This is a genomic window from Acinetobacter sp. ANC_7655 (assembly GCF_056784015.1).
In genome coordinates, this window is sequence record NZ_JBWYJB010000001.1 from 39,821 (window position 1) to 62,017 (window position 22,197).

Annotated in this window: 24 protein-coding genes; 11 read left to right on the forward strand and 13 right to left on the reverse strand. The window is 36.5% G+C overall.

Annotated elements, in window-relative coordinates; translation table 11 throughout:
* Window positions 1–34: 34 nt before the first annotated feature.
* Window positions 35–796, reverse strand: coding sequence for an alpha/beta fold hydrolase (locus tag AC1M9N_RS00170; RefSeq protein ID WP_481588125.1), 762 nt, complete (start codon window positions 794–796; stop codon window positions 35–37).
* Window positions 797–1,040: 244 nt separating this feature from the next.
* Between AC1M9N_RS00170 and AC1M9N_RS00175 the strand changes: the two genes are divergently transcribed.
* Window positions 1,041–2,246, forward strand: a complete 1,206-nt coding sequence (locus AC1M9N_RS00175; protein WP_481954010.1) for an amino acid aminotransferase — start codon at window positions 1,041–1,043, stop codon at window positions 2,244–2,246.
* 41 nt (window positions 2,247–2,287) lie between these two features.
* On the opposite strand, the gene AC1M9N_RS00180 is transcribed toward AC1M9N_RS00175, so the two are convergent.
* Complete coding sequence (locus AC1M9N_RS00180; RefSeq protein WP_481590036.1) at window positions 2,288–3,397, reverse strand: S-(hydroxymethyl)glutathione dehydrogenase/class III alcohol dehydrogenase; 1,110 nt, start codon at window positions 3,395–3,397, stop codon at window positions 2,288–2,290.
* A gap of 201 nt (window positions 3,398–3,598) precedes the next feature.
* On the opposite strand from AC1M9N_RS00180, the gene AC1M9N_RS00185 reads away from it, so the two are divergent.
* On the forward strand, window positions 3,599–5,077 hold the full coding sequence (locus tag AC1M9N_RS00185; protein ID WP_481954011.1) for a phospholipase D family protein: 1,479 nt from the start codon (window positions 3,599–3,601) through the stop codon (window positions 5,075–5,077).
* 90 nt (window positions 5,078–5,167) lie between these two features.
* Window positions 5,168–5,605 (forward strand): hypothetical protein, encoded by a 438-nt coding sequence (locus AC1M9N_RS00190; RefSeq protein ID WP_481587909.1) that lies wholly within the window; start codon window positions 5,168–5,170, stop codon window positions 5,603–5,605.
* A 29-nt stretch (window positions 5,606–5,634) separates the two neighbouring features.
* On the opposite strand, the gene AC1M9N_RS00195 is transcribed toward AC1M9N_RS00190, so the two are convergent.
* Window positions 5,635–6,222: a uracil-DNA glycosylase family protein gene (locus AC1M9N_RS00195; protein ID WP_481954012.1), complete on the reverse strand. Its 588-nt coding sequence runs from the start codon at window positions 6,220–6,222 to the stop codon at window positions 5,635–5,637.
* A gap of 13 nt (window positions 6,223–6,235) precedes the next feature.
* Window positions 6,236–6,958: an SGNH/GDSL hydrolase family protein gene (locus AC1M9N_RS00200; protein WP_481587907.1), complete on the reverse strand. Its 723-nt coding sequence runs from the start codon at window positions 6,956–6,958 to the stop codon at window positions 6,236–6,238.
* A 154-nt stretch (window positions 6,959–7,112) separates the two neighbouring features.
* Between AC1M9N_RS00200 and AC1M9N_RS00205 the strand changes: the two genes are divergently transcribed.
* Window positions 7,113–8,483 (forward strand): alpha/beta hydrolase-fold protein, encoded by a 1,371-nt coding sequence (locus tag AC1M9N_RS00205; protein WP_481954013.1) that lies wholly within the window; start codon window positions 7,113–7,115, stop codon window positions 8,481–8,483.
* Between the two features lie 24 nt (window positions 8,484–8,507).
* On the opposite strand, the gene AC1M9N_RS00210 is transcribed toward AC1M9N_RS00205, so the two are convergent.
* From AC1M9N_RS00210 to AC1M9N_RS00225, 4 genes are read right to left on the reverse strand one after another with little or no spacing between them, the layout of a single operon-like run.
* Complete coding sequence (locus tag AC1M9N_RS00210; RefSeq protein ID WP_481954014.1) at window positions 8,508–9,251, reverse strand: SDR family oxidoreductase; 744 nt, start codon at window positions 9,249–9,251, stop codon at window positions 8,508–8,510.
* Between the two features lie 31 nt (window positions 9,252–9,282).
* The gene (locus tag AC1M9N_RS00215) at window positions 9,283–9,981 is read right to left on the reverse strand and encodes a histidine phosphatase family protein (protein ID WP_481954015.1); all 699 of its coding nucleotides are present in this window, start codon (window positions 9,979–9,981) and stop codon (window positions 9,283–9,285) included.
* Window positions 9,978–11,099, reverse strand: a complete 1,122-nt coding sequence (locus AC1M9N_RS00220; protein ID WP_481954016.1) for a phosphotransferase family protein — start codon at window positions 11,097–11,099, stop codon at window positions 9,978–9,980. Before AC1M9N_RS00220 ends, AC1M9N_RS00215 begins: the two co-directional genes overlap by 4 nt.
* A 27-nt stretch (window positions 11,100–11,126) precedes the next feature.
* The gene (locus tag AC1M9N_RS00225) at window positions 11,127–12,368 is read right to left on the reverse strand and encodes an acyl-CoA dehydrogenase family protein (protein ID WP_481590971.1); all 1,242 of its coding nucleotides are present in this window, start codon (window positions 12,366–12,368) and stop codon (window positions 11,127–11,129) included.
* Window positions 12,369–12,457: 89 nt separating this feature from the next.
* Between AC1M9N_RS00225 and AC1M9N_RS00230 the strand changes: the two genes are divergently transcribed.
* The 4 genes from AC1M9N_RS00230 (at window position 12,458) to AC1M9N_RS00245 (ending at window position 15,822) form a co-directional block, all read left to right on the forward strand.
* A complete protein-coding gene (locus AC1M9N_RS00230) occupies window positions 12,458–13,372 on the forward strand; it encodes a LysR family transcriptional regulator (protein WP_481954017.1) in 915 nt (304 codons plus the stop codon).
* 140 nt (window positions 13,373–13,512) lie between these two features.
* Complete coding sequence (locus AC1M9N_RS00235) at window positions 13,513–14,067, forward strand: thermonuclease family protein (protein WP_481594629.1); 555 nt, start codon at window positions 13,513–13,515, stop codon at window positions 14,065–14,067.
* A 100-nt stretch (window positions 14,068–14,167) separates the two neighbouring features.
* Window positions 14,168–14,617, forward strand: coding sequence for a MarR family winged helix-turn-helix transcriptional regulator (locus AC1M9N_RS00240; RefSeq protein WP_179997997.1), 450 nt, complete (start codon window positions 14,168–14,170; stop codon window positions 14,615–14,617).
* Entirely contained in the window at window positions 14,614–15,822 is a 1,209-nt protein-coding gene (locus AC1M9N_RS00245; RefSeq protein ID WP_481954018.1) for an MFS transporter, read from the forward strand. The genes AC1M9N_RS00240 and AC1M9N_RS00245 overlap by 4 nt, the downstream gene beginning before the upstream one ends.
* Window positions 15,823–15,871: 49 nt before the next feature.
* On the opposite strand, the gene AC1M9N_RS00250 is transcribed toward AC1M9N_RS00245, so the two are convergent.
* From AC1M9N_RS00250 to AC1M9N_RS00270, 5 genes are all read right to left on the reverse strand, one after another.
* Complete coding sequence (locus AC1M9N_RS00250; RefSeq protein ID WP_481597086.1) at window positions 15,872–16,474, reverse strand: nitroreductase family protein; 603 nt, start codon at window positions 16,472–16,474, stop codon at window positions 15,872–15,874.
* Window positions 16,475–16,719: 245 nt separating this feature from the next.
* Window positions 16,720–17,211, reverse strand: coding sequence for a hypothetical protein (locus AC1M9N_RS00255; RefSeq protein ID WP_035267803.1), 492 nt, complete (start codon window positions 17,209–17,211; stop codon window positions 16,720–16,722).
* Between the two features lie 142 nt (window positions 17,212–17,353).
* A complete protein-coding gene (locus tag AC1M9N_RS00260) occupies window positions 17,354–18,292 on the reverse strand; it encodes a DUF4760 domain-containing protein (protein WP_481607348.1) in 939 nt (312 codons plus the stop codon).
* Window positions 18,293–18,544: 252 nt separating this feature from the next.
* Window positions 18,545–19,939 carry a class II fumarate hydratase gene (fumC, locus tag AC1M9N_RS00265; protein WP_481597084.1) on the reverse strand — a complete coding sequence of 465 codons (1,395 nt, stop codon included), beginning with the start codon at window positions 19,937–19,939 and terminating at the stop codon, window positions 18,545–18,547.
* 110 nt (window positions 19,940–20,049) lie between these two features.
* Window positions 20,050–21,051: an NAD-dependent epimerase/dehydratase family protein gene (locus AC1M9N_RS00270; RefSeq protein ID WP_481607349.1), complete on the reverse strand. Its 1,002-nt coding sequence runs from the start codon at window positions 21,049–21,051 to the stop codon at window positions 20,050–20,052.
* Window positions 21,052–21,122: 71 nt separating this feature from the next.
* On the opposite strand from AC1M9N_RS00270, the gene tusD reads away from it, so the two are divergent.
* The 3 genes from tusD to AC1M9N_RS00285 are packed head-to-tail and all read left to right on the forward strand — an operon-like array spanning window position 21,123 to window position 22,191.
* Complete coding sequence (tusD, locus tag AC1M9N_RS00275; protein ID WP_035267807.1) at window positions 21,123–21,491, forward strand: sulfurtransferase complex subunit TusD; 369 nt, start codon at window positions 21,123–21,125, stop codon at window positions 21,489–21,491.
* Between the two features lie 44 nt (window positions 21,492–21,535).
* The gene (locus AC1M9N_RS00280; protein WP_481954019.1) at window positions 21,536–21,886 is read left to right on the forward strand and encodes a hypothetical protein; all 351 of its coding nucleotides are present in this window, start codon (window positions 21,536–21,538) and stop codon (window positions 21,884–21,886) included.
* 5 nt (window positions 21,887–21,891) lie between these two features.
* Window positions 21,892–22,191 carry a DsrH/TusB family sulfur metabolism protein gene (locus AC1M9N_RS00285; RefSeq protein ID WP_035267811.1) on the forward strand — a complete coding sequence of 100 codons (300 nt, stop codon included), beginning with the start codon at window positions 21,892–21,894 and terminating at the stop codon, window positions 22,189–22,191.
* The last annotated feature ends 6 nt before the right edge of the window (window positions 22,192–22,197 follow it).

Sequence of the window (22,197 nt, forward strand, 5' to 3'; positions counted from 1 at the left end):
AATATAAAAATAATCTAAACTTATTATTAATTTATTATAAAAAATCTTTAATGTTTTTGATAACCTCACTTGGTTTTTCTGCATGTAACCAATGTCCAGTGCCATCAATCGTCACAAATTTAGCTTTAGGATATTGGAACCGAATAAGATCGTTATCACGCTCGAGATTAATATAATCGGATAATTCTCCTTTTAAAAACAAAGTTTCATTCGATTGTGGATTAAGACGTTCCCATGACAAAATCTGAAAATATTGTTGTTTAAGTGCATCTAAGTTGAATAGCCACTGTCCATTGCGGAAAGATTTGAGCAGAAATTGAATAACGCCAATTTCATTAATATATTTCTGCATCAACTCGGTTGCCTCCTTTCTTGAAACAACTTGAGCTTTTTGAACTTCTTCTAAAGCTTTGAAAATTTGATCATGATGAGATTTTTGATAAGCGACGGGTGCCATATCAAGTACAATCAACTTAACTACTCGATGTGGTACAAGGTTTGCTAAGTGCATGGCAACTTTCCCCCCCATCGAATGACCAATGATGTGAAATTGTTGCACATTCATATCATCTAAAGTTTCTACAACATCTTGCGCCATGAGTTGATAACTCATTTGATTAGAATGAGGTGATAAACCGTGATTACGCAAATCAATTTGGATGACATCATGCGTTTCCTGAAATGCTCTCGCGAGCATGCCGAGGTTCGATAAACTACCAAAAAGACCATGAATCAGAACAAGAGCAGGTTGACGTTGATTCGCATTTGATTTGGTGATCTCAGCATTTAGTCGCATATATATACTCAAATAGCTTTAAAAATGTGATTCAAATTCTAACAGTAGAGTTTGTATTTTAGTGTTAGTTTAATTTTTATTTATATAATTCAGTAAATTAAAGACAATCAAAAAAATTCGGTTATAAGTAAAAGTATTGAGTTTTATAAAAATTAGTCCTGTAATTCGATCTTGTGATCGTGCGGAAATTATATATATTATCCGATTAAACTTTTTACTTTGAACATTTTAGGAAATTTAGACCATGTTTCATCATGTAGATGCTTATGCAGGTGACCCTATTCTTTCACTTATGGAAGAATATAGTAAAGATGAGCGTACTCAAAAAGTGAATTTGAGTATTGGTCTATATTATAACGAAGACAGTATTGTACCTCAGTTAAATGCGGTCAAAGCTGCGTACAAAAATATTGAACCGAGCAACGATAAAGTTAAACTTTATTTACCAATGGATGGTTTGAAATCTTATAACGAAGCGACTCAAGCATTAGTTTTAGGTCCTGATAGTCAAGCACGTAAAGATGGTCGTGCTGTCACGATTCAGACACTTGGTGGCTCAGGCGCACTTAAAGTCGGTGCTGATTTTTTGAAAAAATATTTCCCTGAGTCAGATATCTGGGTAAGTCAGCCAACTTGGGATAATCATATCGCAATTTTTAATGGCGCTGGTATCCAATCTCATTTCTATCCTTATTTTGATGCTGAAACAAATGGCGTTAACGTTCCAGCGATGCTTGAGGAATTAAAAACATTAAAAGCAAAAAGTATTGTTTTGCTTCATCCTTGCTGCCATAACCCAACTGGTGCAGATTTAACGCCAGCAGAATGGGATCAAGTGATCGAAGTACTTAAGACGAATGATCTTATTCCATTCCTTGACATCGCTTACCAAGGTTTCGGTAAAGGTCTTGAAGAAGATGCATACCTTATTCGTGCTTTAGATAAATCAGGTATGAATTTCATTGTGAGTAATTCATTCTCAAAAATCTTCTCACTGTATGGTGAGCGTGTCGGTGGCTTAACATTTGTCTGTGATGATCAAGCTACTGCTCAAAAAGTGCTTGGACAATTAAAAGCAACTGTACGCCGTATTTATTCTAGTCCAGCAAGCACAGGTGCATTGTTGGTTGAAAACGTGTTAAACAACGCAGATCTAACTGCTCAATGGCAAGCTGAATTACAAGAAATGCGTGAACGTATTATTAAAATGCGTGAATTGTTAAATGCTAAATTGAGTGCGGCTCTGCCTGAACGTGACTTTAGCTATCTAGTAAAACAACAAGGTATGTTCAGTTATACAGGTTTGACTGGCGAACAAGTGGATATTTTGAAAGATAAATATGGTATTTATTTAGTCCGTAGTGGCCGTATGTGCGCAGCAGGATTAAACTTGAATAATATTGATTATGTGGCTGATTCAATTGCAGAAGTTTTGAAAACTACAGCTTAAAAATAAAAAAACGGGCATATCGCCCGTTTTTTATTGCCCAATTAAAAATGTACAACTGTACGGATTGATTTACCTTCGTGCATTAACTCAAAGGCTTTATTAATGTCTTCTAGCCCCATAGTATGAGTAACAAAAGGTTCTAATTGAATGTCACCCTTCATCGCATCTTCAACCATTTTTGGTAATTGAGTACGACCTTTTACACCACCAAATGCTGTACCCATCCATTTACGTCCAGTCACTAATTGGAATGGACGAGTTGAGATTTCTTGACCAGCACCAGCTACACCGATAATGACAGATTGACCCCAACCACGGTGTGCACATTCAAGCGCTGAACGCATCACGTTTGTATTACCGATACACTCGAATGAATGATCTACCCCCCATCCAGTCATTTCTACAATCACTTGTTGAATAGGTTGATCATAGTCCTTAGGATTGAGGAAATCTGTTGCACCAAACTGTTCAGCCAATTTAAATTTTTCTGGATTGGTATCCACTACAATAATCCGGCCAGCTTTGGCTTGTTTAGCACCTTGAACAACTGCTAAACCAATACCACCTAAACCGAACACAGCAACAGTGTCACCTTCCTGTACTTTTGCAGTATTATGAACCGCACCAATACCAGTCGTCACGCCACAACCCAATAAACAAACGTGTTCAGGGTTTGCTTCAGGATTAATTTTTGCTAACGATACTTCGGCAACAACTGTGTATTCACTGAATGTTGAACACCCCATATAATGGTAAATAGGTTCGCCATTATAAGAGAATCGAGTCGTTCCATCAGGCATAACACCTTTACCTTGAGTGGCACGTACAGAGACACATAAGTTTGTTTTATTTGATTTGCAGAACAAACATTCGCCACATTCTGCAGTATAAAGTGGAATGACATGATCACCTGGTTTTACACTGGTTACGCCTTCACCAACTTCAACTACAATACCTGCACCTTCGTGACCAAGTACCGCAGGGAATACGCCCTCTGGGTCTTCACCAGAAAGTGTAAATGCATCTGTATGACAAACACCTGTATGCGTAATTTTCACCAATACTTCACCAGCTTGTGGTGGAGCAACATCTAATTCAACAATTTGTAATGGCTGACCTGGACCGAATGCCACCGCTGCACGAGATTTCATGATGAAAACTTCCTTTGTAAATTAAGATTTAAAAGATAAGTTACAGTAACCGCTTTTGATAAAAACATTCAACTATTTGATTGATGATATTATAGCCATACAACTGAACAATAAGATTTAGGAACGACAGCTTTGATGCTTATGTTGCGACATATATTGTGTTTACTCACATTCTTTATTTTAACTGGATGTAATTTGGCGATGAATACAAGTATAAAACAAGCCCCAATCCAACCTCATACCACACTTTGGCTCAGCAATACACCAGAAACAAGACGCAATATTGAACAAGGTTTAACCGCATTTTTACCACTTCATGATCCTTTTATGAGTATGGCTTCACGTGTTCATTTAATACGTGAAGCAAATCATACGATCGATTTACAGTACTATATCTGGGAAAATGATGTGATAGGTCAGCATTTATTGTCTGACCTACTCAAAGCAGCTGATCGTAATGTGAAGGTTCGACTGTTAATTGATGATCAAAATGGCACTCAATTAGACTCGACCTTAAGTGCATTGTCTAAACATCCTAATATCGAAATTAAGCTATTTAATCCCTACAAATTTCGCAGCTTTAGAGTTTTGGATTATGTGTTTCGCTTTAATAAAGTCAATCATAGAATGCATAACAAACTGATTATTGCTGACGGAGCGATTGCTGTTACTGGGGGGCGTAATATCAGTAATGAATATTTTGATGCCAGTGACAATTTTCAATTCGCGGATATGGATATTTTATTTGCAGGGCAATCAGTTTCAGCTGCAAACACGGTGTTTCACCAATTTTGGAATGATGAGCTGAGTTATAATATTCAGCAAATAATTCCTCAGTCTCAAAAAGAATTAGCGTATTTAAGATCGCATTATTCAACCAAGCAAAATTTTCAAGGTGCTGAAACTAAAAAACGTATTGATCAAGCAGAACGTTTTTTAGAAGAAAATTTAAAAAAACATCCTATTCGTTGGTCTAAAGCTCATTTTGTTGCAGACAGCCCCAATAAAATCAGAGCGAAAGCTCAATCTCATGAACTGCTGTTTAATCAGTTCAAATCCATTATGGGGAAACCTGCTCAAGAAATAAACTTGGTGTCTGCCTATTTTGTTCCTACTGTTCATGGTGAGTCTTTCCTCAAACAATTGAGTGAGCAGAATGTCAAAGTTCGAGTTTTAACAAACTCATATTTGGCAAATGATGTCCCGATTGTTCATGCATTTTATCAAAAATATCGAACCCCACTCTTAAGGTCAGATGTAAAACTTTACGAGTTTAAACCTTATATTGAACGGTCTGATCGGACTTGGTATGAAATTATGACGGGTAATGTTATTCCTGCGAAAGGAAAAAATGCGTCGCGTCTTCATGCTAAATTTTTTACTGTAGATGATAAAGTTTTTATTGGAACATTCAATTTTGATCCACGTTCAGCGTATTTGAATACTGAACTTGGACTGATCATTGAGTCAGCCGATTTTAAAACAGAGATATCTCAATCTTTAGATGAAAATCTTCCCAAAGTTGCCTATCAACTACATTTGGATGCACATCAAAACTTAAGATGGGAAGAACAACGAGGTGAAGAAAAGTTAATACATGATCATGACCCTGAAACGACTCGTTTTCAGAGATTTATGTTCAAGTCTTTGTCCTATCTCCCAATCGAATGGATGATGTAAATTCTTTGTTGTGACTGGTTTGTACAACCAGGATAAATTGCATTATTATTCACGTTTTATTTTTTGAACCCTTGGTTCTACTCTACTCCCATGCAATTTTTTGATCTTAGTCGACAGTATAATCTGAACGACATACTCACCCCTTTTTTATCACTTGAAGATTTATCTCAGCATGAATGGTATTTAGCTAAAATTAGTGTTGATTATGATTGCCTTACTGATGAAGACTTAGTTGAAGGTTCTATCACGTTAAAATCTAACCATAATGTTCAAATTGATTTGGCTTGGTTAATTTTAGACAATGGTCATGAGTTACAAGTTTTTTTCAAAGGCATTGAAACCTCTGTCTCAGAACAAACGCTCGTGATTGTGAAGGGTGCCCGCTTAGTTGATGAAGAAGGACAAGAATTATCTGCTCAAGCATTATCTTTATGGATTGATGGTACTCTACTCAATATGCTTCCACATATTCGTAAAGAAATTAAATCACGTTTAAACTTGTGGGATTATGTAGATTATGATGTGTAATAAGCATCTCGATTGACTTTAACAGGTTGTTAAATTAATCCAATTGACTGGAAAAGTTCACGATAGTATTCGGCTTTCTTTTCAAGAGCTAAAGGATAAGCTCTTGAAGAAGATGGCATACGATGAATTCGGATATCTTTGTTATCAAATTGCAGATCCACGACTGTACCCATTTTAACTTTAGTGTGTACAGACGCATTCATTGACTTTAATAAGGTCTCAGTTGCTTTATCACCTGTGGTCATAATATCTCGACAATATGGAATTTTTTTAAGCAATAGAAACATATCTGTCGGTGTAACGATTTCTAGAAATTGATCTGAGGCATTGTCTTTCAAACGCCGTACTTGATAGGCTGTATCAAATATTGCAATGCCCAACTCATTTAGAAAATCTTTCAGCATTTGCTCTTTGAATTGTTTATTTTCACGGTCTAGAAAATAATAAGAGTCTTGAAAAAAGATCAACCCATATATTTTCCACATATCATTTTGAAAATTCGGATAATAAAAATCCATTTTCCATCTTGCTTTCGGCGGAGGAAAACTACCAAGCATGAGCAATTTGGCTTGTTGAGGTACAAATGGCTCAAGTGGATGTGTTTCGATATCACTCATATCAAATTTCGGTCTAACTTTTCGATCTACAGTGATTTTGAATAATCGAACTAATTTTTTTTGCCCAAAGCTGATAGATTTCTTTACTTGGATGAAATCCATCCTCAGCCATCTTCAAATTGAGTTGTTTATACTCATCCAAATCATATTTAACCAATTCAAATTTTGGTTGTGGTTCAATCCAATTTTCCAATTCAACATTCATTTGATGGGCATATTTTCCAAACAACCAAGCTAAAGGATTTGGTAATGCAGGAAACTCATTCATCGGTGGAACTCCAGTCGCGATAATGAGCTTGGGTGAAAATTTCTCAGCGATCAGTGAATATAATTGTTCTTGTAGGCAGATCCATTTTTGTGGTGAGATGAGCTGTGTTACATCATTGACCCCTATCGAAGTTACTACAATATCAAACTGATCGTTATTAATAGCCTGTATAGTTCGAATTACATCTGAAGTACGATTTCCAGTTTTTGCAATTAATGACCAGCGAATTTGAAAATGATCTCTTAGTTCTTGTAACAATGTTCCGCTTAGCGCATCTTCTTGAAATTGCACACCCACACCAGCAGCAGCTGAATCACCTAAAATTAAAATTGATATTTGAGGGCCATTACCAACCAAACCATTTCTTTCCCCCAAAGCTTCTGCTAAACGAGGTGTATTTTTCTTGACTTGGTAACCTTGCACAAGTAAAGCTGGAATGAGTGCGATTGTCGCTAATTTAAGAAACATGTATTTGATTTTAGGTTTTGATATTTCCTATTTTAAACGATTTTTTGATATTTTCATTGCTATTTATTATTGAAAATAATTATCATTTACAATGATTAATTCAAAGCTAAAATCTATGAATCATCATATCAAATTTTTTTCTATATTGATGTTAATGAGTGCCGCAGTAAGTGCTGATCTTTCTGTAAATCATTCATTACAAGTCAGCACTCAACTTTATGCCCCTGCATGTGAAGATATGGATGCCAAAAGTAAAGTGCTTCAGCAAATCCAAAACAAGATTCAGATGCATCCTGAGCAAAAAAATCATCTCCTCGATCAATTTTGGTCGGAAACTCGTAAAAATCAAACCCCAATAATTGAACATTCTAATGAAACACACCAACGTGTCATTTATTTATATCGTGGTGCAAAACACAATGTGCGATTAATCGGTGGTCCGAGTAATGATCATGAGTGGTTAACTCGACTTAAAGGTACTGATATTTGGTTTAAAGAAAGTATTGTTGATTCAAGATTTATCGGAAGTTATAGTTTTGCTGTGGATTCGCCGAATATCGATGGATATTTATCAAATTACTGCCCACATTTAAACCCAAATTTAAAAGAATCACGAGATCAGCGTCGATCTATTTTAAAGGTACAACAACTCGACCCTTTCAATCCTCATAAGTGGTTTGATTCTAAAAACATTGCCATAAAAACGAATACCACGCTGAGGAATGAAAATATCGCAAAACTTAGTCGAGCGCCTAACTTTATTGATCCAACTCAAATGGCTGAAAATAGTGAAAAACAATTAGTTTCATCCGTGTTGAAAAGTAAAGTTTTGGGAAATGATCGTCTTATTCAGATTTATGCAACTCCACCTCAAGTCGGAAAATCATATATCACACTGATTTTTTTTGATGGTGAGCAATATGCGCATTTAGTTAAAGTTCCCCAGATATTAGATCAGTTGGTTCAACAACAGCAACTCCCACCTATACAGGCTGTTTTTGTTGGACATCCTAATGATCAATTACGTGCTAAAGAACTTAGCCCCAATCCAGAATACACACAGTTTTTTCAAGAAGAATTATTGCCTTGGATGAGTCAATATTTGCCCTATCAACGTGATCACAACAAAACAGTCTTATTGGGTTCAAGTTTAGGTGGTCTGAGTTCTGCTTATTTGGCGTTAAAAACATCCAATGATATTAGTCACGTCGTGCCACTTTCTGGTTCATTTTGGTGGAAATCTGATCCAAACGATACAATCAATGGTATGAGTAAACTGATCAGAGCTTCAACATTAGACAATACAAAGAAACTCAATTGGTATATTTCAGCCAATAGCTATGAATATTCGAGACAAAATAATAGCTTAAGCATTCTAGAAACCTCTCCGATTGTCGCTCAGGATTTAATCGATCAGGGACACAATGTTCACTATCAAGAATATATAGGCGGACATTCATATGCCGTTTGGCAAATCGTCATACAAGATGCTTTGAAATATTTCTTTAAAAATAAATCCCACTAAATGTGGGATTTATAAGACGTTATTTTAACTCAGCTTATTGACGAGCTGAAGCGGTAAAACCTTCATTGCAAAACCCAATGGCAACCATGGCCACTTTGGTACATATGCTTTGACTGGTTGCTTTTCGATTGCTTCAGCTAATAGTCGTGATCCTGTGGCTTGATCGACCTCAAAAGGTAATTTTCCAGCACCTTCATTAATTTCAGTTCGAATGTAACCAGGATAAATCGTTGAAACTTTAATTGGTGTTCCAAGAAGTTCAGCCCGAATCCCTTCGGCTAAATGTGCAATTCCCGCTTTACTGGCAGCATAAGCTGTAAGATGTTTTGGCATACCACGCAAAGCACTCATCGATGATATTACAACTAAATGTCCTGAATTTTGAGATCTAAAAATTTCGACCGCTGCTTCACATTGTGCCATCGCAGAAATAAAATTAGTTTCAACTGTTCCTTTATTAATCGCAAAATTACCTTTACCGATACGACGTCCTTCGCCCACACCAGCATTGACTATCACTCGATCGATAGTGCCTAGCTCATCTTTAAACTCTTTAAATACACGGAAGACTTGCTCATCATCCGTGACATCCAATACCTTCGCACTTACTTTTACCTGATAGCGTTGTTCTATTTCATCTTTTAAAGCATACAACCTTTCTAAACGACGAGCACAGATCGCTAGGTTATATCCTTTTTTTGCAAACTCTTGTGCCATCCCAGCACCGATACCTGAGCTTGCACCTGTAATTAATATAGTTTTGTTCATTCCATTTTCTCTCTATGGCATATAGCCTTGATCAAATCCAAGTGAGCAAATCACGATCTTGTTCTTTTAAATAATGATGTTCATTTAAACTGAGTAATTGTGGTTCTGTACCAACCAATCTCAAGGTGGTAAAACTGGTATTAGTGATTGCCCAGTTCAATGCAAAAGTTTTGTCTGCACTTAAACCAAGTAAATGCCCTGCAACGACAGATATCACACCACCAGACGTATAAACTACGGCATAGCGAGGTTTTTCTGTTTCAAGTTGTATACATAGTTTGTTCAAGCCATGAAGCACTCGTTGCTGAAATTGAGGCCAGCTTTCATCATAATCATGATGATGATCCCCCTTAGTCCAACGTTGAATTGCACCTTCAAAAATTTTTCCTAAATAGGCACGAGGATCTACAGCTTGACCAACATCTTTTTTAAGTAATGCAGGATCTGCAAAACGTGGTTCATATTTTGCAAACACTTGTTGATGATTGAACTCGTTCCAATGTGGATCGATATCAATCTGACTGTCAGGAAAACATTCATTCAAAGAGATATACGCCGTTTGCTGATGACGTTTCATCGAGCCAGCTATGACATATGGTCGCTCTTGTAGTAACTTTTGAAAATATTGTCCCAACACACGTGCTTGAACTTCACCTTTCTGAGAAAGCTGATCATAACTTTCAGCACCAAATGAAGCTTGACCATGTCTGACCAAATATATTGTCGTCATCTTGGCAGAATATCCTGTAATTTTGCGAGATAAGTTTTTGCAATTTCATTCGCTTCAAGCTTTTGTATACCTATGAGTTTTAAAGCACGAATATGTAATGCATGAATCACAATCCAAAAATCCTTAAATGCAGGATTATCCGTTTGTTTATGGTAATAACGATAATAAATTTGTTGTGCTATGACCGCTAATCTAAAGATCCCAAAAACTTCATAGAACGTCCAGTTAGATGGCTTTAGTCCTGTTTTTTCTAGGTAATAATCCACAACTTCTTTACGTGTAAACATGCCTTTAAGATGTGTAGGTTGTCGACGTGTCGATTTAAAGATCATATTGTCGTTTTCTTCAACCCAATATGCTAAGGCTGATCCTAAATCCATAAGTGGATCACCAATTGTCGCCATTTCCCAATCCAACACCCCGATGACCTCAGTAGGCTGTTGAGGATTCAAAATGACATTATCAAAACGCCAATCGTTGTGAATAATACAGTTGGTTGAATCCTCAGGAATATTGTCTTTAAGCCAATTTCGTACAAACTTAAAGGTCGGCACATTGATGGTATGGGCTTTGTCGTAGCGACTGTCCCAACCTTCGACCTGACGACGGCAGTAACCCTCACCTTTTCCAATTTGCTCAAGTGCTGTTCCTTGATAAGGAACTTGGTGCAATTCAATCAATTTGTCTAAAACATTTATACAAAGCTGATGCACATCAAATTCAGTGAGTTTTAGTTCTGGTGGAAGCTTTGCCCTTGGTATAATTCCCTCGATTCGCTGCATCACATAAAAATCGCATCCGAGTACAGATTCATCTTGACATAATGCCAGCATTTTGGGCACGACTGGATATAGATCTTTTAAAGTTTTCTGAACATTATGTTCTCGAACCATATCATGAGCAGATTTAGCTTTGGTTCCTGCGGGTGGTCTTCTTAATATCAGATCTGCATTGCTATATTTTAGCCGGTATGTCCAGTTTGAAGCTCCACCAGAATATTGTGTAACTTCTACAGGCTCAATCACTTCCACACCATTTTGATTTAACCAGTTTGTGACTGAAACGATATCGAGCTCTTCACCACGTCTGACTTGCCCTGCTGTATCTATAACTGACATATTTCTTCCTTAAATCGAGTGCTCATCTTATTGAGAATGACGAGTTGAAAAACCACGTTTCGCAAGTTCCAATTTTGCAATCATGCCTTTATGCACCTCATCTGGCCCATCTGCCAAACGTAATGCACGCGCTTGTGCAAAAAAACCTGTCAATGGCGTATCTCTAGATAGACCTGCACCGCCGTGAATTTGCATTGCCATATCGACAACTTTTTCCAAAACACTAGGTGCAACGACTTTAATTGCAGAGATTTCAGTGAGTGCAGCCATATTGCCCAGTTTATCCATTTTATATGCCGCATATAAGGTCAAAAGACGTGCTTGATCGATGGCAACACGCGCTTCCGCGACTCTTTCCAAATTACCACCAAGTTTCAAAATTTCCTTACCGAATGCTTTTCTTTGCATTCCACGATCAATCATTAATTCCAATGATTTCTCAGCAGCACCGATACAACGCATGCAATGATGAATACGTCCTGGACCAAGTCGCCCCTGTGCAATCTCAAACCCTTGACCTGCTCCACCAATAAAATGAGTGACTGGAACACGAACATTATTAAAGGTTACTTCTCCATGACCGTGTGGCGCATCATAATCACCAAATACAGGTAACATTCTTTCAATTTTTACGCCCTCAGTTTCAACTGGAACTAAAACCATTGAATGTTGTTGATGTCGACCTTTATTTGCGTCTGGTGTATGTGCCATAAATATAATGATTTTTGCATTAGGATCGCCTAAACCCGAAGACCACCATTTGCGTCCATTTAAAACAATTTCGTCTCCCTCAATTACAGCAGTGGCTTGCATGTTCGTCGCATCTGAAGAAGCAACTTCTGGTTCAGTCATGCAAAATACGGATCGAATTTTTCCGTCTAAGAGAGGTTTTAACCATTGCTCTTTTTGTTGTTCTGAGCCATAGCGCCAAATTAACTCCATATTACCGCTATCTGGCGCATTACAATTGAAAACCGTAGGAGCCAATAAACTACGGCCAGTTAACTCAGCAATGTGTGCATATTCTTGAACTGTTAAACCTTGACCAAATTCTGGGTCTGGTAAAAAAAGATTCCACAAATTTTGCGATTTAGCTTTTTGTTTGAGTACTTCAAGTTCTGCTGGCCACATCCATGATGTCCAATCATCACTTGAATTTAATTGATGAGCTTTATGCCAAAATTCTTGTTCTATAGGCTCTATTTCGTCTTGAATAAAGCGTTGTGCTAAATCATAAAAGTGTTTAGCTTTTTCCGTTAATTGAAACATTAATCCCTCGAACTATATTCTCATCACGCTTTACATCAACATAGCTTGAAACCTACTATGAATGAAATGATTTATTTAAATATTACTTTATGAATAGAATTCATCAGGAATCTGTGGATCTGAGCGCTTTTTCACACATTGATATCAATCTATATCCATTATTTATTGCGATATACGAACATCAAAGTATCAGTAAAGCCGCAAATTTGATGTGTATTACACAATCTGCAGCCAGTCACGCTTTACAGCGATTAAGATTACAATTGAAAGATGATCTTTTTATCCGAAGTGGTATAAAGATGGTTGCGACACCCTTTTCACATCAAATTTATCCACGAATAAAAGAAACATTAATCGCAATTCAGCATATCTCGACTCATCATATATCTTTTGATCCACTGACGATTCAATCTATTCGTATAGCAATTCATGATGAAATTGAGCCTTTAATTTTTCCGCAGTTAATCCGTCATTTTCGTGATTTAGGACTAGCGACACGGTTTCAAAGTATCAAATTAGATCGAACTAATTGGGCAAAAGATTTATTGTCACAGCAACTTGATTTAGTGGTCGATCTTCAACAGAAAGTTGATGAGAAAATTTATTTTAACCCTTTAGTGAATGATCGCTTTGTCATATGTGGTTTGACAACCATCGAAAATTTAGAACAATACAAACATGCCCAACATATTGGTGTTTCATCAAGGCATTCTGGTGTGCTTATTGAAGATTTACATTTTAAAAAGTTGAATATTCAACGTGATATTTTTTTACGCTGTCAACACTATTCAACGGCACTACAAATTTTGAAGGAGTATCCTGACACATTGCTAACCTTACCTTTTAGTATTTTAAAAAATTTGAAATTACCTCAAGATTTAAAAATTTCTGAACTCCCTATTGAACTGCCTTTAATGAAAATGGGAATTTATTGCAATTCACAATTAGCATCACACCAAAAGTTTGAGTATTTAATTTCAGAAATTAATAAAATTTTTGCTTAGGCTATTTATGGCGGTGATAGATGATAAAACTTAGGCTATTTAGTAGAAAATCTGTGTGAACACCATCTGTTCAATATTGAATCAAACACTCACTTGGAGTTGATTTATCATATTAAGGCTTGTTTTCTCTTGTATTTTCTATGTTTGATCAACTCCCTGCATCATGGCTTATTGGGCTAGGTGCGATTTTATGCTTATTACTTCTTATCATTTTTAGACAAGTAAGAATTTATCTTCTTCAAGTATTTAAACCTTTTAAAAAAGGAAAAACTTATTGGTGCCGTGTTACAGCGGTGAGTGATGGTGACACCCTCTCCTGCCATCGTTTGAATTTAAGACGTTCTAAAACTAAATTACGCTTTGCTTTTGTAGATGCGCCTGAATCTAATCAAAGTTACGGGCTTGAATCCCAACGCTTAGTTAAGAAAATGATTCAAGGTAAAATTGTTCGTGTAAAAATCACGGATATTGATCGTTATGGACGTTGCGTGGGTGTGGTCTACCGCTATCGCAAGAATATGAATGAAGAATTAGTGAGGCGTGGTGGTGCGTGGGTTTACGAAGAATACATACGTGATCCAAAGCAATTAAAATATATGATCTCGCTACAAGATAGTGCAAAACGCAATAAACGAGGTCTCTGGCGCGGGACCCGTCCTATTCGACCAAGTACTTTTAGAAAACAAAAAAACTAATATTTTCAGTACCCTGATTATCAATAAGTGCATTACGCTTGATTCGTCTAATAATTGAGCGTAAATTCAAGCCAACAAACTAGTTAGCTTGGTTAACTATATGCAAAACTCTCCCAAATTCCGTGTCGTATTGCTGCGAAGTGCGCGACTCTTTAGTGACCGTTTAAATGATATCTTGGCTCAATACCAACTGAACTATTCAATGTGGCAGTTGATTTATCATATCTATGATCATGACTCCATCACTTCAATTGATTTGGCTCATGAACTCAATGTTTCGAAACCATCAATTGCAAAACGCATTAATACTTTACATAAATTAGATGTTATTCAGTTTTTAGAATCATCTGATAAACGCCAAAAATTAATTCAATTAACCGAAAAAGGTAGAGATCTTTATCAAATTTGTACAATTCAGATTGATCAATTTGAACAACAGTTTTTGAATCAAGTAAATCCTGAAGACATTGCTCAAAGTGCTGAGACACTTCAACTGTTTTTGTCTATTTTAGAGCGTTATAAAAGCTTAAATATCGTGGAGGAGTTATGAGTACTTCCTCAAATCAAGTTAATCAGCCTCTTTGGACACGTAACTTTATTTTGGTCAGTTTAATTAACTTTCAATTGGTACTGACTTTTTATCTTCTCGTCATTGTCATTGTGGGATTTTCGATAGCAGAACTTGGAGCGACGACGGCGCAGGCTGGTTTAATATCAGGATTTTTTATTGTGGGTACACTGATTGGTCGTTTATTGGTGGCTAAATTCCTCGTTAAATTCGGTTCTAAAGTCACCATGCTGGTCGGACTCACTGGATTTCTCATATTTTCAGGCTTTTATTTTCTCCATTTAGAGGTTGGAACTTTATTAATCGTTCGATTCTTGCATGGCTTTATGATGGGGGTTGCCTCCACCGTATTTGGCACAATTATCGCTCAAATTATTCCCGCAACCCGTCGTGGTGAAGGTATAGGTTACTACAGTATGAGTAGTACTTTAGGAACTGCAATTGGACCATTTTTGGCAATCTGGCTAATGCTTCATGTCAGTTACAACATTATTTTTGCCCTATCTTCAATCCTTGCAGTTTTATGTTTAATTACAGCTTTATTTATTCAAGTTCCTCAATTGCAACAGGTTTCGTCTATACCTGATCAGGCCCATACTCAAAATAGTTTTCTATCTCAATATATTGAAAAGAGCGCCTTACCCATTGCTCTGATCATGTTGGTAAGCTCCCTCTTTTACTCTGGTGTTCTATCGTTTATTAATTTTTATGCCAAAGAAATTGATCTGGTTGAAGCAGCATCATTTTTCTTTCTCATTTATGCGTTGACGATTCTGCTCTCTCGTCCTATTACGGGACCACTGATGGATAAAAAAGGCGAAAATATAATTATGTATCCGGCCTTTCTCATTATGGCACTTGCATTCTTCTTGTTAAGCCAAGCTAACAGTTCGGGCCTTTTGTTGATTTGCGCAGGATTATTAGGTTTAGGCTACGGTAATATCCAGTCAATTTGCCAAACAATTGCAGTGAAAAGTACTAGTTTGGAACGAATGGGATTTGCAACCTCAACTTATTTTATCTTTTTAGATGCAGGTTTGGGATTCGGTCCTTATTTCTTAGGTTTAGCTTTAGATTTGATCAGTTACCAACAACTCTATTTATATAGTGCTATGGGTACTTTATTTTGCATTGTCTTATATTATGTATTACATGGGAATAAAGTTAGAAATGTGAATATTGCTTAGGCTATTTATGGGTTTAAAAAAAGCACTCCAATGAGTGCTTTTCCATATTTTATTTAAACATTTTAAAACGTGTGGCGTCGTCAATATAGCCTTTATCGAAAGCCTCTCCTTCTTTAGATCCAAATACCAATTGTGCGCGTAGTTTCCACGAAGCCGGTACAGCCCATTCAGATTGGACTTGATCATCTACAATCGGATTATAATGTTGAAGGTTTGCACCTAAACCTTCTGTATGTAAAGCTGTCCAAACCGCAAACTGTGCCATTGCTGTTGAATGTTCCGCCCAAATTGGGAAGTTTTCCGCATACGAAGGATATTTCTCTTGTAAGTCAGTGATTGTATCCATTTCTTCGAAAAATAATACAGTGCCTACGCCTGCAGCAAAGCTATCCATTTTTGCAGAAGTTTTTGCTGCACTCGCCTCGTCCTTCGCATATGACTTTAGCTTCTCTTTCACAAAGCCCCAAAACTTTTCATGTTCAGCGTTAAATAAAATCACCGCACGTGAAGATTGAGAGTTAAAAGATGATGGGCTTTGTTTAATCGCATTCTGAATAAGATCTGTTAAGTACTCAGGAGATTGTTCAACTGCTTTTCCTAAAGCATAAATCGTACGGCGTTTTTGAATTAAATCTAAAAATTGATTCGACATTTTCTGAAATCCTTTGGTATTTCCTCGGGGAAATACGATACTCTGACCTTTAATTCATTAGAAATACTTAACCAAAGATTAAATATTCAACAAATCAAATATGTTGTAGTGTTACATTAAGCATTTATCAGACCAACATCTATCCATTTTGAACCCTAATTCGAAGATTTGATTTTATTCGTATTTTTTTTACCCAATAGTAAAAAGCCCTCCATGATAGAGGGCTTTTCTTGGCATATGTAAGCTTAAAATTTAGCTTCAAGAACCTGAGCCGATACTTGGTTTTTCCATAGGGAGCGTAAGGTTGGCAAATAGAATTTTTCACCTAACTCTACTAATTCAGCATCAATCGCCGTATGAACTTCATGCATGAACAAATAGTCTAAATCTACCGTACTGAGCTTAGGTTGTTCTTTAGAAAACTTTGCTCTTTTTTGTTGAGCAGTTTTTACTAGCTGATCTGCAAATTCACGATTTTTGAATTGTGTAATGGCATTTAGACGCAGTTCAATAACACCCCAACCTGTCAGTAGAAGTTTGAACGTTTCAAAATCTTTTGTTGTTGATTCCCACGTCATGTCTTCTAGATTTTCATCTTTAGGCAGAACAGGAAGTAGTAATTCCATGATACTTGGGAAGATTTTTTTAAAGTTAAGAATAAATTTAACAGGATGTTCACCTGGATAATCTTGAAATTGAACATTTTTTTGAACATCTGTTAAATATATATCGAGCATTGAAAATTTCCGTAGATTGGCTGTCTTAAGTCTAAGATAAGAACTTTGATACAACAGCAATTAAAAGCAATGTGTATTTTAACAATTGTGACGAGTTAATCAATCTCATAATAATTACATGACTATGTGATGAAGTTTTTACTTATTTTTTTAATGTTTTACAGTTATCGCATAATAAATCTTCCTCCGTTGAATATTTCGTTAATTTCTCTATTAATCTCATGATAGCTATCATTATTAGCCACCCTGAGCCCGTTAAAATTGTTAATGTAATGTTCCGAAGATTATTAAATTTATGTTTCTTTCTATTCTGAACTTCATCATCAATACCTTGCTTACAATTGATACATTCTGGTTCTTTGTTCTCTTCCCACCTTTTATGCAAAATTTCGAGTTGATTGTAAATTTTAGGACTATCAATCTCTCTTAAATATTCAATTACAGGTTGGAAGAGGTTGTAATTAGCTTTAAGTATTGATTTGAAACTACTTTTTATTAATTCTTCATCTAAGTTGTTATGTCTGATTCCAATTGCTACAAATTCCAAAAAATTTAATAAATATGTTACAGCCGATTTTTCCTCATCTTCCAATGAATTAAATTTTTCTCTAGTCAATTGCACTTTATCTTTCGACTCTACGTTTTGATCCTTCCCCAAATTCCTTCTTATTTTGGTTGCAATATCAACCTTAGCAATATACGCAGTAGAATTCCTACTATTCATCAATACTTGTACTGAATGACTTCTTATAGTGTTTATAATTTGCACCCTTGAAGTAAAAATCCAACCAAAAACGGCAGCTATAGCTGCTAAAACCGTAACTAATGCTGTCGTTTTAAACTGCCCATCTGTATTTTCTATATCAAAATTTAGAAATTTATAATCTTCAAAAAAACTTTTCCAAATTAATATTTCTACAAACGTGATACCTAATAAAATTAAGATGAGAAGGAGTTGATTACTACTTCTAATCTTAATAAAGAAATTATCTCTACGATAAATATAAAAATAAGCAATTACAGTGACATATGCAATAATCAAAAGATAAGTATAAAAGTAATTCAATTTTATTTTACTCAAAAATAAAGCACCCTAATGGATGCTTTATTACACAAATTTAAATGAGTCTCAACCTAATCCATAGCCTTCTTCAAGGATTAGACGAGCTTTATAATTATTCATGATTGTCTCCTTTATAAAAGCCTTAAGTGACGTATGAAAGGTCGTTATATAAATAGTATTCTGAAATGAATAATTGGTCAATATATTAAAGACAGTTGCTTGTCAATATATGTTATCAACATTCAAATCATAAAATTCACCAAATCAAAATCACTTCACATTAGGTGAAACCATATTCTCAGGTACAACGACTTCATCAAACTGCTCAGCTGTGACTAAATTCAGCTCTACAGCAACTTGTTTCAGAGTCTTTCCTTCCTTATAGGCAGTTTTCGCAACCTTAGCCGCGTTTTCATAACCAATCACAGGATTCAATGCAGTAACTAACATCAACGAGTTATGCAAGAAATAATCGATCTTATCTTGGTTTGGCTCAATCCCCACAGCACAATGCTCATTAAAGCTATTACATGCATCACCTAGCAGTTGAATTGATTGCAGTAAATTATAAGCAATAACCGGCATAAAAACATTTAGTTCAAAATTACCTGAAGCACCAGCGATATTAATTGTCGTGTCATTACCCAAAACCTGCGCAACAACCATCGTCATAGCTTCACTTTGAGTAGGATTCACCTTACCTGGCATAATACTCGAACCTGGTTCATTTTCAGGAATACGAATCTCCCCAAAACCACAACGAGGACCACTCGCTAACCAACGAATATCATTGGCAATCTTATTTAAACTCGCAGCAAGTGTTTTCAGTGCGCCAGAAGCAAATACTGCAGCATCACGTCCTGCTAGTGCTTCAAACTTATTTGGTGCAGTCACAAAAGGTAAACCCGTAAGCTCAGCCAATTTTTTTGCTGCATTTATAGCATAATCAGGATGAGCATTTAGACCTGTACCGACAGCTGTACCACCTAATGGCAATTCATATAACCCTTCTAAAGCTTGCTCTAGACGCTTTAATCCATGATCGAGTTGGGATACGTAACCACTGAATTCCTGGCCTAAAGTTAACGGCGTTGCATCTTGTAAATGTGTACGCCCAATCTTAACGATATTTGAAAATTCTTGAGACTTCTGATGTAAAGTTTCACGTAAAGCTTGAACTGCTGGAATCAGTAACTCATTGATCTGTAAACTAGCAGCGACATGAATCGCTGTTGGAAATGAATCATTTGTAGATTGAGCTCGATTAACATGATCATTTGGATGAACGGGTTTCTGTGCTCCAAGCGGATTACCCAGCTTTTGATTCGCAATATTTGCAATGACTTCATTACAGTTCATATTACTTTGAGTACCAGAACCTGTTTGCCATACCACTAATGGAAATTGACTGTCCCATTGCCCCGTAATCACTTCTTCTGCAGCACCCACAATATAATTCGCCAATTCAGCAGGAATCTGATTTAACTCAGCATTAGTAAGTGCAGAAGCTTTTTTGACCAGCCCCATACCACGGATCATCGCACGAGGAAGTCGCTCACCACCAATTTTGAAATTTTGCAAACTGCGCTGGGTTTGAGCCCCCCACATCGCATCACTTGGTACTTCTACATCACCCATCGTGTCGTGTTCTATACGTGTTTGCATATCAGCCTCAAATATTTCGCTATTCCTTGGAAGAATCATGTTTGATTCGGATTCATCCACCGTTGATTTGATGCTAATCAAAAAACCCATAAATGTAAATGATTATCATTTTAATTATTAAAGGTGCTTTGATAGTATCGCCATTGATCTTCAATCATTTGTTCTAGTGATCGATGTGCTTTCCATTGCAATAATTCTAATGCTTTTAAACTATTCGAACCAATTTGATCTAATTCTTGGAAAACATAATCAGTTTCCTCAGTTCTAATTTTTGTTTCAGTCACTTTTTCTACAGTATTAATCAAGTTTTGAATTGAACTTGGCTGACCTGCGATATCAAATGCTTCGCACGTTGATCTTTGATTAAATAACCACTTTAAAGTTGCAATGACTGCCTCGCACACATCAATGACATGCACAAAACTTCGTTCAACCGTTTGGTCTTTTGTCTTGGCATTCTTTTGTAATTGAATGGAATCGCGCTGCATGGCTGCGATTTGTAACACCAAAGGCAAAATATTTTTAGGTAAAGGGGCAACCACTTCACCCAAAACTCCATGTTCAAAAGCACCAGCTACATTTGCTAGTCTCAGGATCGCAATACTCCATTCTTCGTCCGTTTTAGAGGTATCACGGATGATCTCTTCGATCATTTGCTGGGATTTAATATAAGGGTTTGGATTGGCAAAATTGAGAGGATATTCTTCATTTAAATTCAAACTCGAAGTGCCATAAACCGCCATACTTGAAAGATGCAATAATGTTCGTACACCAGTTCGTTGCATTGCACGCATCAGACTCATAATGCAACTGACATTATCATTATAATATTCAAGCGGTTTTAAGCGAGACTCCTCTAAAGACTTAAATCCTGCAGTATGTATAACAGCACGGATTGAGTACTGCTCAAAAACTTTATTCAGAGCAGGCGTATTTCTAACATCTAGCTTTACAAAAGGTACATACATCCCAGAAATGTATTCAAGACGTTCAAGCGTTTGTAAATTCGCATTGGCAAGATTATCTACAATGACGACTTCTTGACCATGTGCCAATAAGCTTAAAACAACGTGTGAACCTATAAAGCCTAATCCACCTGTCACTAAAATCATTGTATACTACCTTTTTGTTTAAAAGCCTGAACAAGCTATTTTCAGTTTGATCACCCTATGCGAAGTTTTAAATGAGTACGTTATTACTAATTACCTCGGCACCTAGCTCAATCCATGCTTGGCATGCATTAGGACTCGCACAATCATTGCAAGCGAAAGGCGAAATTTTTCGAGTTTTCTTTTATCAAGACGGCGTTCAAGTTGCAAACAACTTACAGTGGTCGCCAGATGATCAAAGAAGTCTCACACAAGAGTGGCAAAAATTAAATATCAAACTTCCTGTTTGCGTAAGTGCTGCCCTAGCACGTGGAATCACTGATGCTGAAAATGCTCAACGCCATCACATTGAGTCCCATAATCTGGCTGAAGGTTTTCAGCTGGTAGGACTCGGTGAATTGGCAGATGCTGTCTCATCTTCAGCACGTCTAGTTCAATTCTAAATTATTCATTTTTCATTGATTGTTGCAATTGAAAGGTAAATTGTGTGAAATCTGTACTGGTTATATTAACCCAATCAAATCTCAACTCGCTACAAGTTCATGAGAGCCTTTCTGCAACCATGGTTTTAGCAACTTTTGGCGCTGAAGTAAAAGTTTTATTGCAAGGCGCAGCCTTAAGTTTACTCCGTTCCGAATTAAGCTTCGAACCCATTAAACATGCGTTTAAACTGGCTTCCAACCTCGTCGATAGCTTTGAGTTTTATGATCTAAGCCCTATTTTGGTTGAATCAAATCAACAAGATAATCCCTTTGTTCAACATACTACGCATGAAATTAAATTTATTGCATTTAATAAAGAGTTAATTCAAAGCTTTGACCATGTACTGTATTGGTAACTCATATGACCGATAAAACGCTTTATTTAATACAATCTCAATTTGCAAATACTGAACATTGTATTCAACAGGTTCAAAAAACACTGGATACCAATGATGCTTTAGTGCTTATGGGGGATGCGGTGTTGGCATTGTTTACACCATCTGTACTTACGATTCAAAACAAGGTCTACGTTTTAGATCGAGATGCTGAGTTATTACCTTCGCATCTATTGAACGGCGAGTATTTTCAAATTGAAGTGATTGATTACACCACTTTTGCAGATATCATTCTGGGCTTTACACGCTGTATTAGCCTTAAATAAAACAAA

Bases quoted from the DNA above. Each gene is read 5' to 3' on its own strand.
- AC1M9N_RS00185 (WP_481954011.1), top strand. From the start codon at position 3,599: ATGAATACAAGTATAAAACAAGCCCCAATCCAACCTCATACCACACTT.
- AC1M9N_RS00285 (WP_035267811.1), top strand. From the start codon at position 21,892: ATGACCGATAAAACGCTTTATTTAATACAATCTCAATTTGCAAATACT.
- AC1M9N_RS00270 (WP_481607349.1), bottom strand. From the start codon at position 21,051: ATGATTTTAGTGACAGGTGGATTAGGCTTTATAGGTTCACACGTTGTT.
- AC1M9N_RS00215 (WP_481954015.1), bottom strand. From the start codon at position 9,981: ATGACGACAATATATTTGGTCAGACATGGTCAAGCTTCATTTGGTGCT.
- AC1M9N_RS00190 (WP_481587909.1), top strand. From the start codon at position 5,168: ATGCAATTTTTTGATCTTAGTCGACAGTATAATCTGAACGACATACTC.
- AC1M9N_RS00245 (WP_481954018.1), top strand. From the start codon at position 14,614: ATGAGTACTTCCTCAAATCAAGTTAATCAGCCTCTTTGGACACGTAAC.
- fumC (WP_481597084.1), bottom strand. From the start codon at position 19,939: ATGCAAACACGTATAGAACACGACACGATGGGTGATGTAGAAGTACCA.
- AC1M9N_RS00255 (WP_035267803.1), bottom strand. From the start codon at position 17,211: ATGCTCGATATATATTTAACAGATGTTCAAAAAAATGTTCAATTTCAA.
- AC1M9N_RS00235 (WP_481594629.1), top strand. From the start codon at position 13,513: ATGTTTGATCAACTCCCTGCATCATGGCTTATTGGGCTAGGTGCGATT.
- AC1M9N_RS00230 (WP_481954017.1), top strand. From the start codon at position 12,458: ATGAATAGAATTCATCAGGAATCTGTGGATCTGAGCGCTTTTTCACAC.
- AC1M9N_RS00220 (WP_481954016.1), bottom strand. From the start codon at position 11,099: ATGTCAGTTATAGATACAGCAGGGCAAGTCAGACGTGGTGAAGAGCTC.
- AC1M9N_RS00195 (WP_481954012.1), bottom strand. From the start codon at position 6,222: ATGAGTGATATCGAAACACATCCACTTGAGCCATTTGTACCTCAACAA.
- AC1M9N_RS00170 (WP_481588125.1), bottom strand. From the start codon at position 796: ATGCGACTAAATGCTGAGATCACCAAATCAAATGCGAATCAACGTCAA.
- AC1M9N_RS00225 (WP_481590971.1), bottom strand. From the start codon at position 12,368: ATGTTTCAATTAACGGAAAAAGCTAAACACTTTTATGATTTAGCACAA.
- AC1M9N_RS00180 (WP_481590036.1), bottom strand. From the start codon at position 3,397: ATGAAATCTCGTGCAGCGGTGGCATTCGGTCCAGGTCAGCCATTACAA.
- AC1M9N_RS00210 (WP_481954014.1), bottom strand. From the start codon at position 9,251: ATGAACAAAACTATATTAATTACAGGTGCAAGCTCAGGTATCGGTGCT.
- AC1M9N_RS00250 (WP_481597086.1), bottom strand. From the start codon at position 16,474: ATGTCGAATCAATTTTTAGATTTAATTCAAAAACGCCGTACGATTTAT.
- AC1M9N_RS00240 (WP_179997997.1), top strand. From the start codon at position 14,168: ATGCAAAACTCTCCCAAATTCCGTGTCGTATTGCTGCGAAGTGCGCGA.
- AC1M9N_RS00205 (WP_481954013.1), top strand. From the start codon at position 7,113: ATGAGTGCCGCAGTAAGTGCTGATCTTTCTGTAAATCATTCATTACAA.
- tusD (WP_035267807.1), top strand. From the start codon at position 21,123: ATGAGTACGTTATTACTAATTACCTCGGCACCTAGCTCAATCCATGCT.
- AC1M9N_RS00200 (WP_481587907.1), bottom strand. From the start codon at position 6,958: ATGTTTCTTAAATTAGCGACAATCGCACTCATTCCAGCTTTACTTGTG.
- AC1M9N_RS00175 (WP_481954010.1), top strand. From the start codon at position 1,041: ATGTTTCATCATGTAGATGCTTATGCAGGTGACCCTATTCTTTCACTT.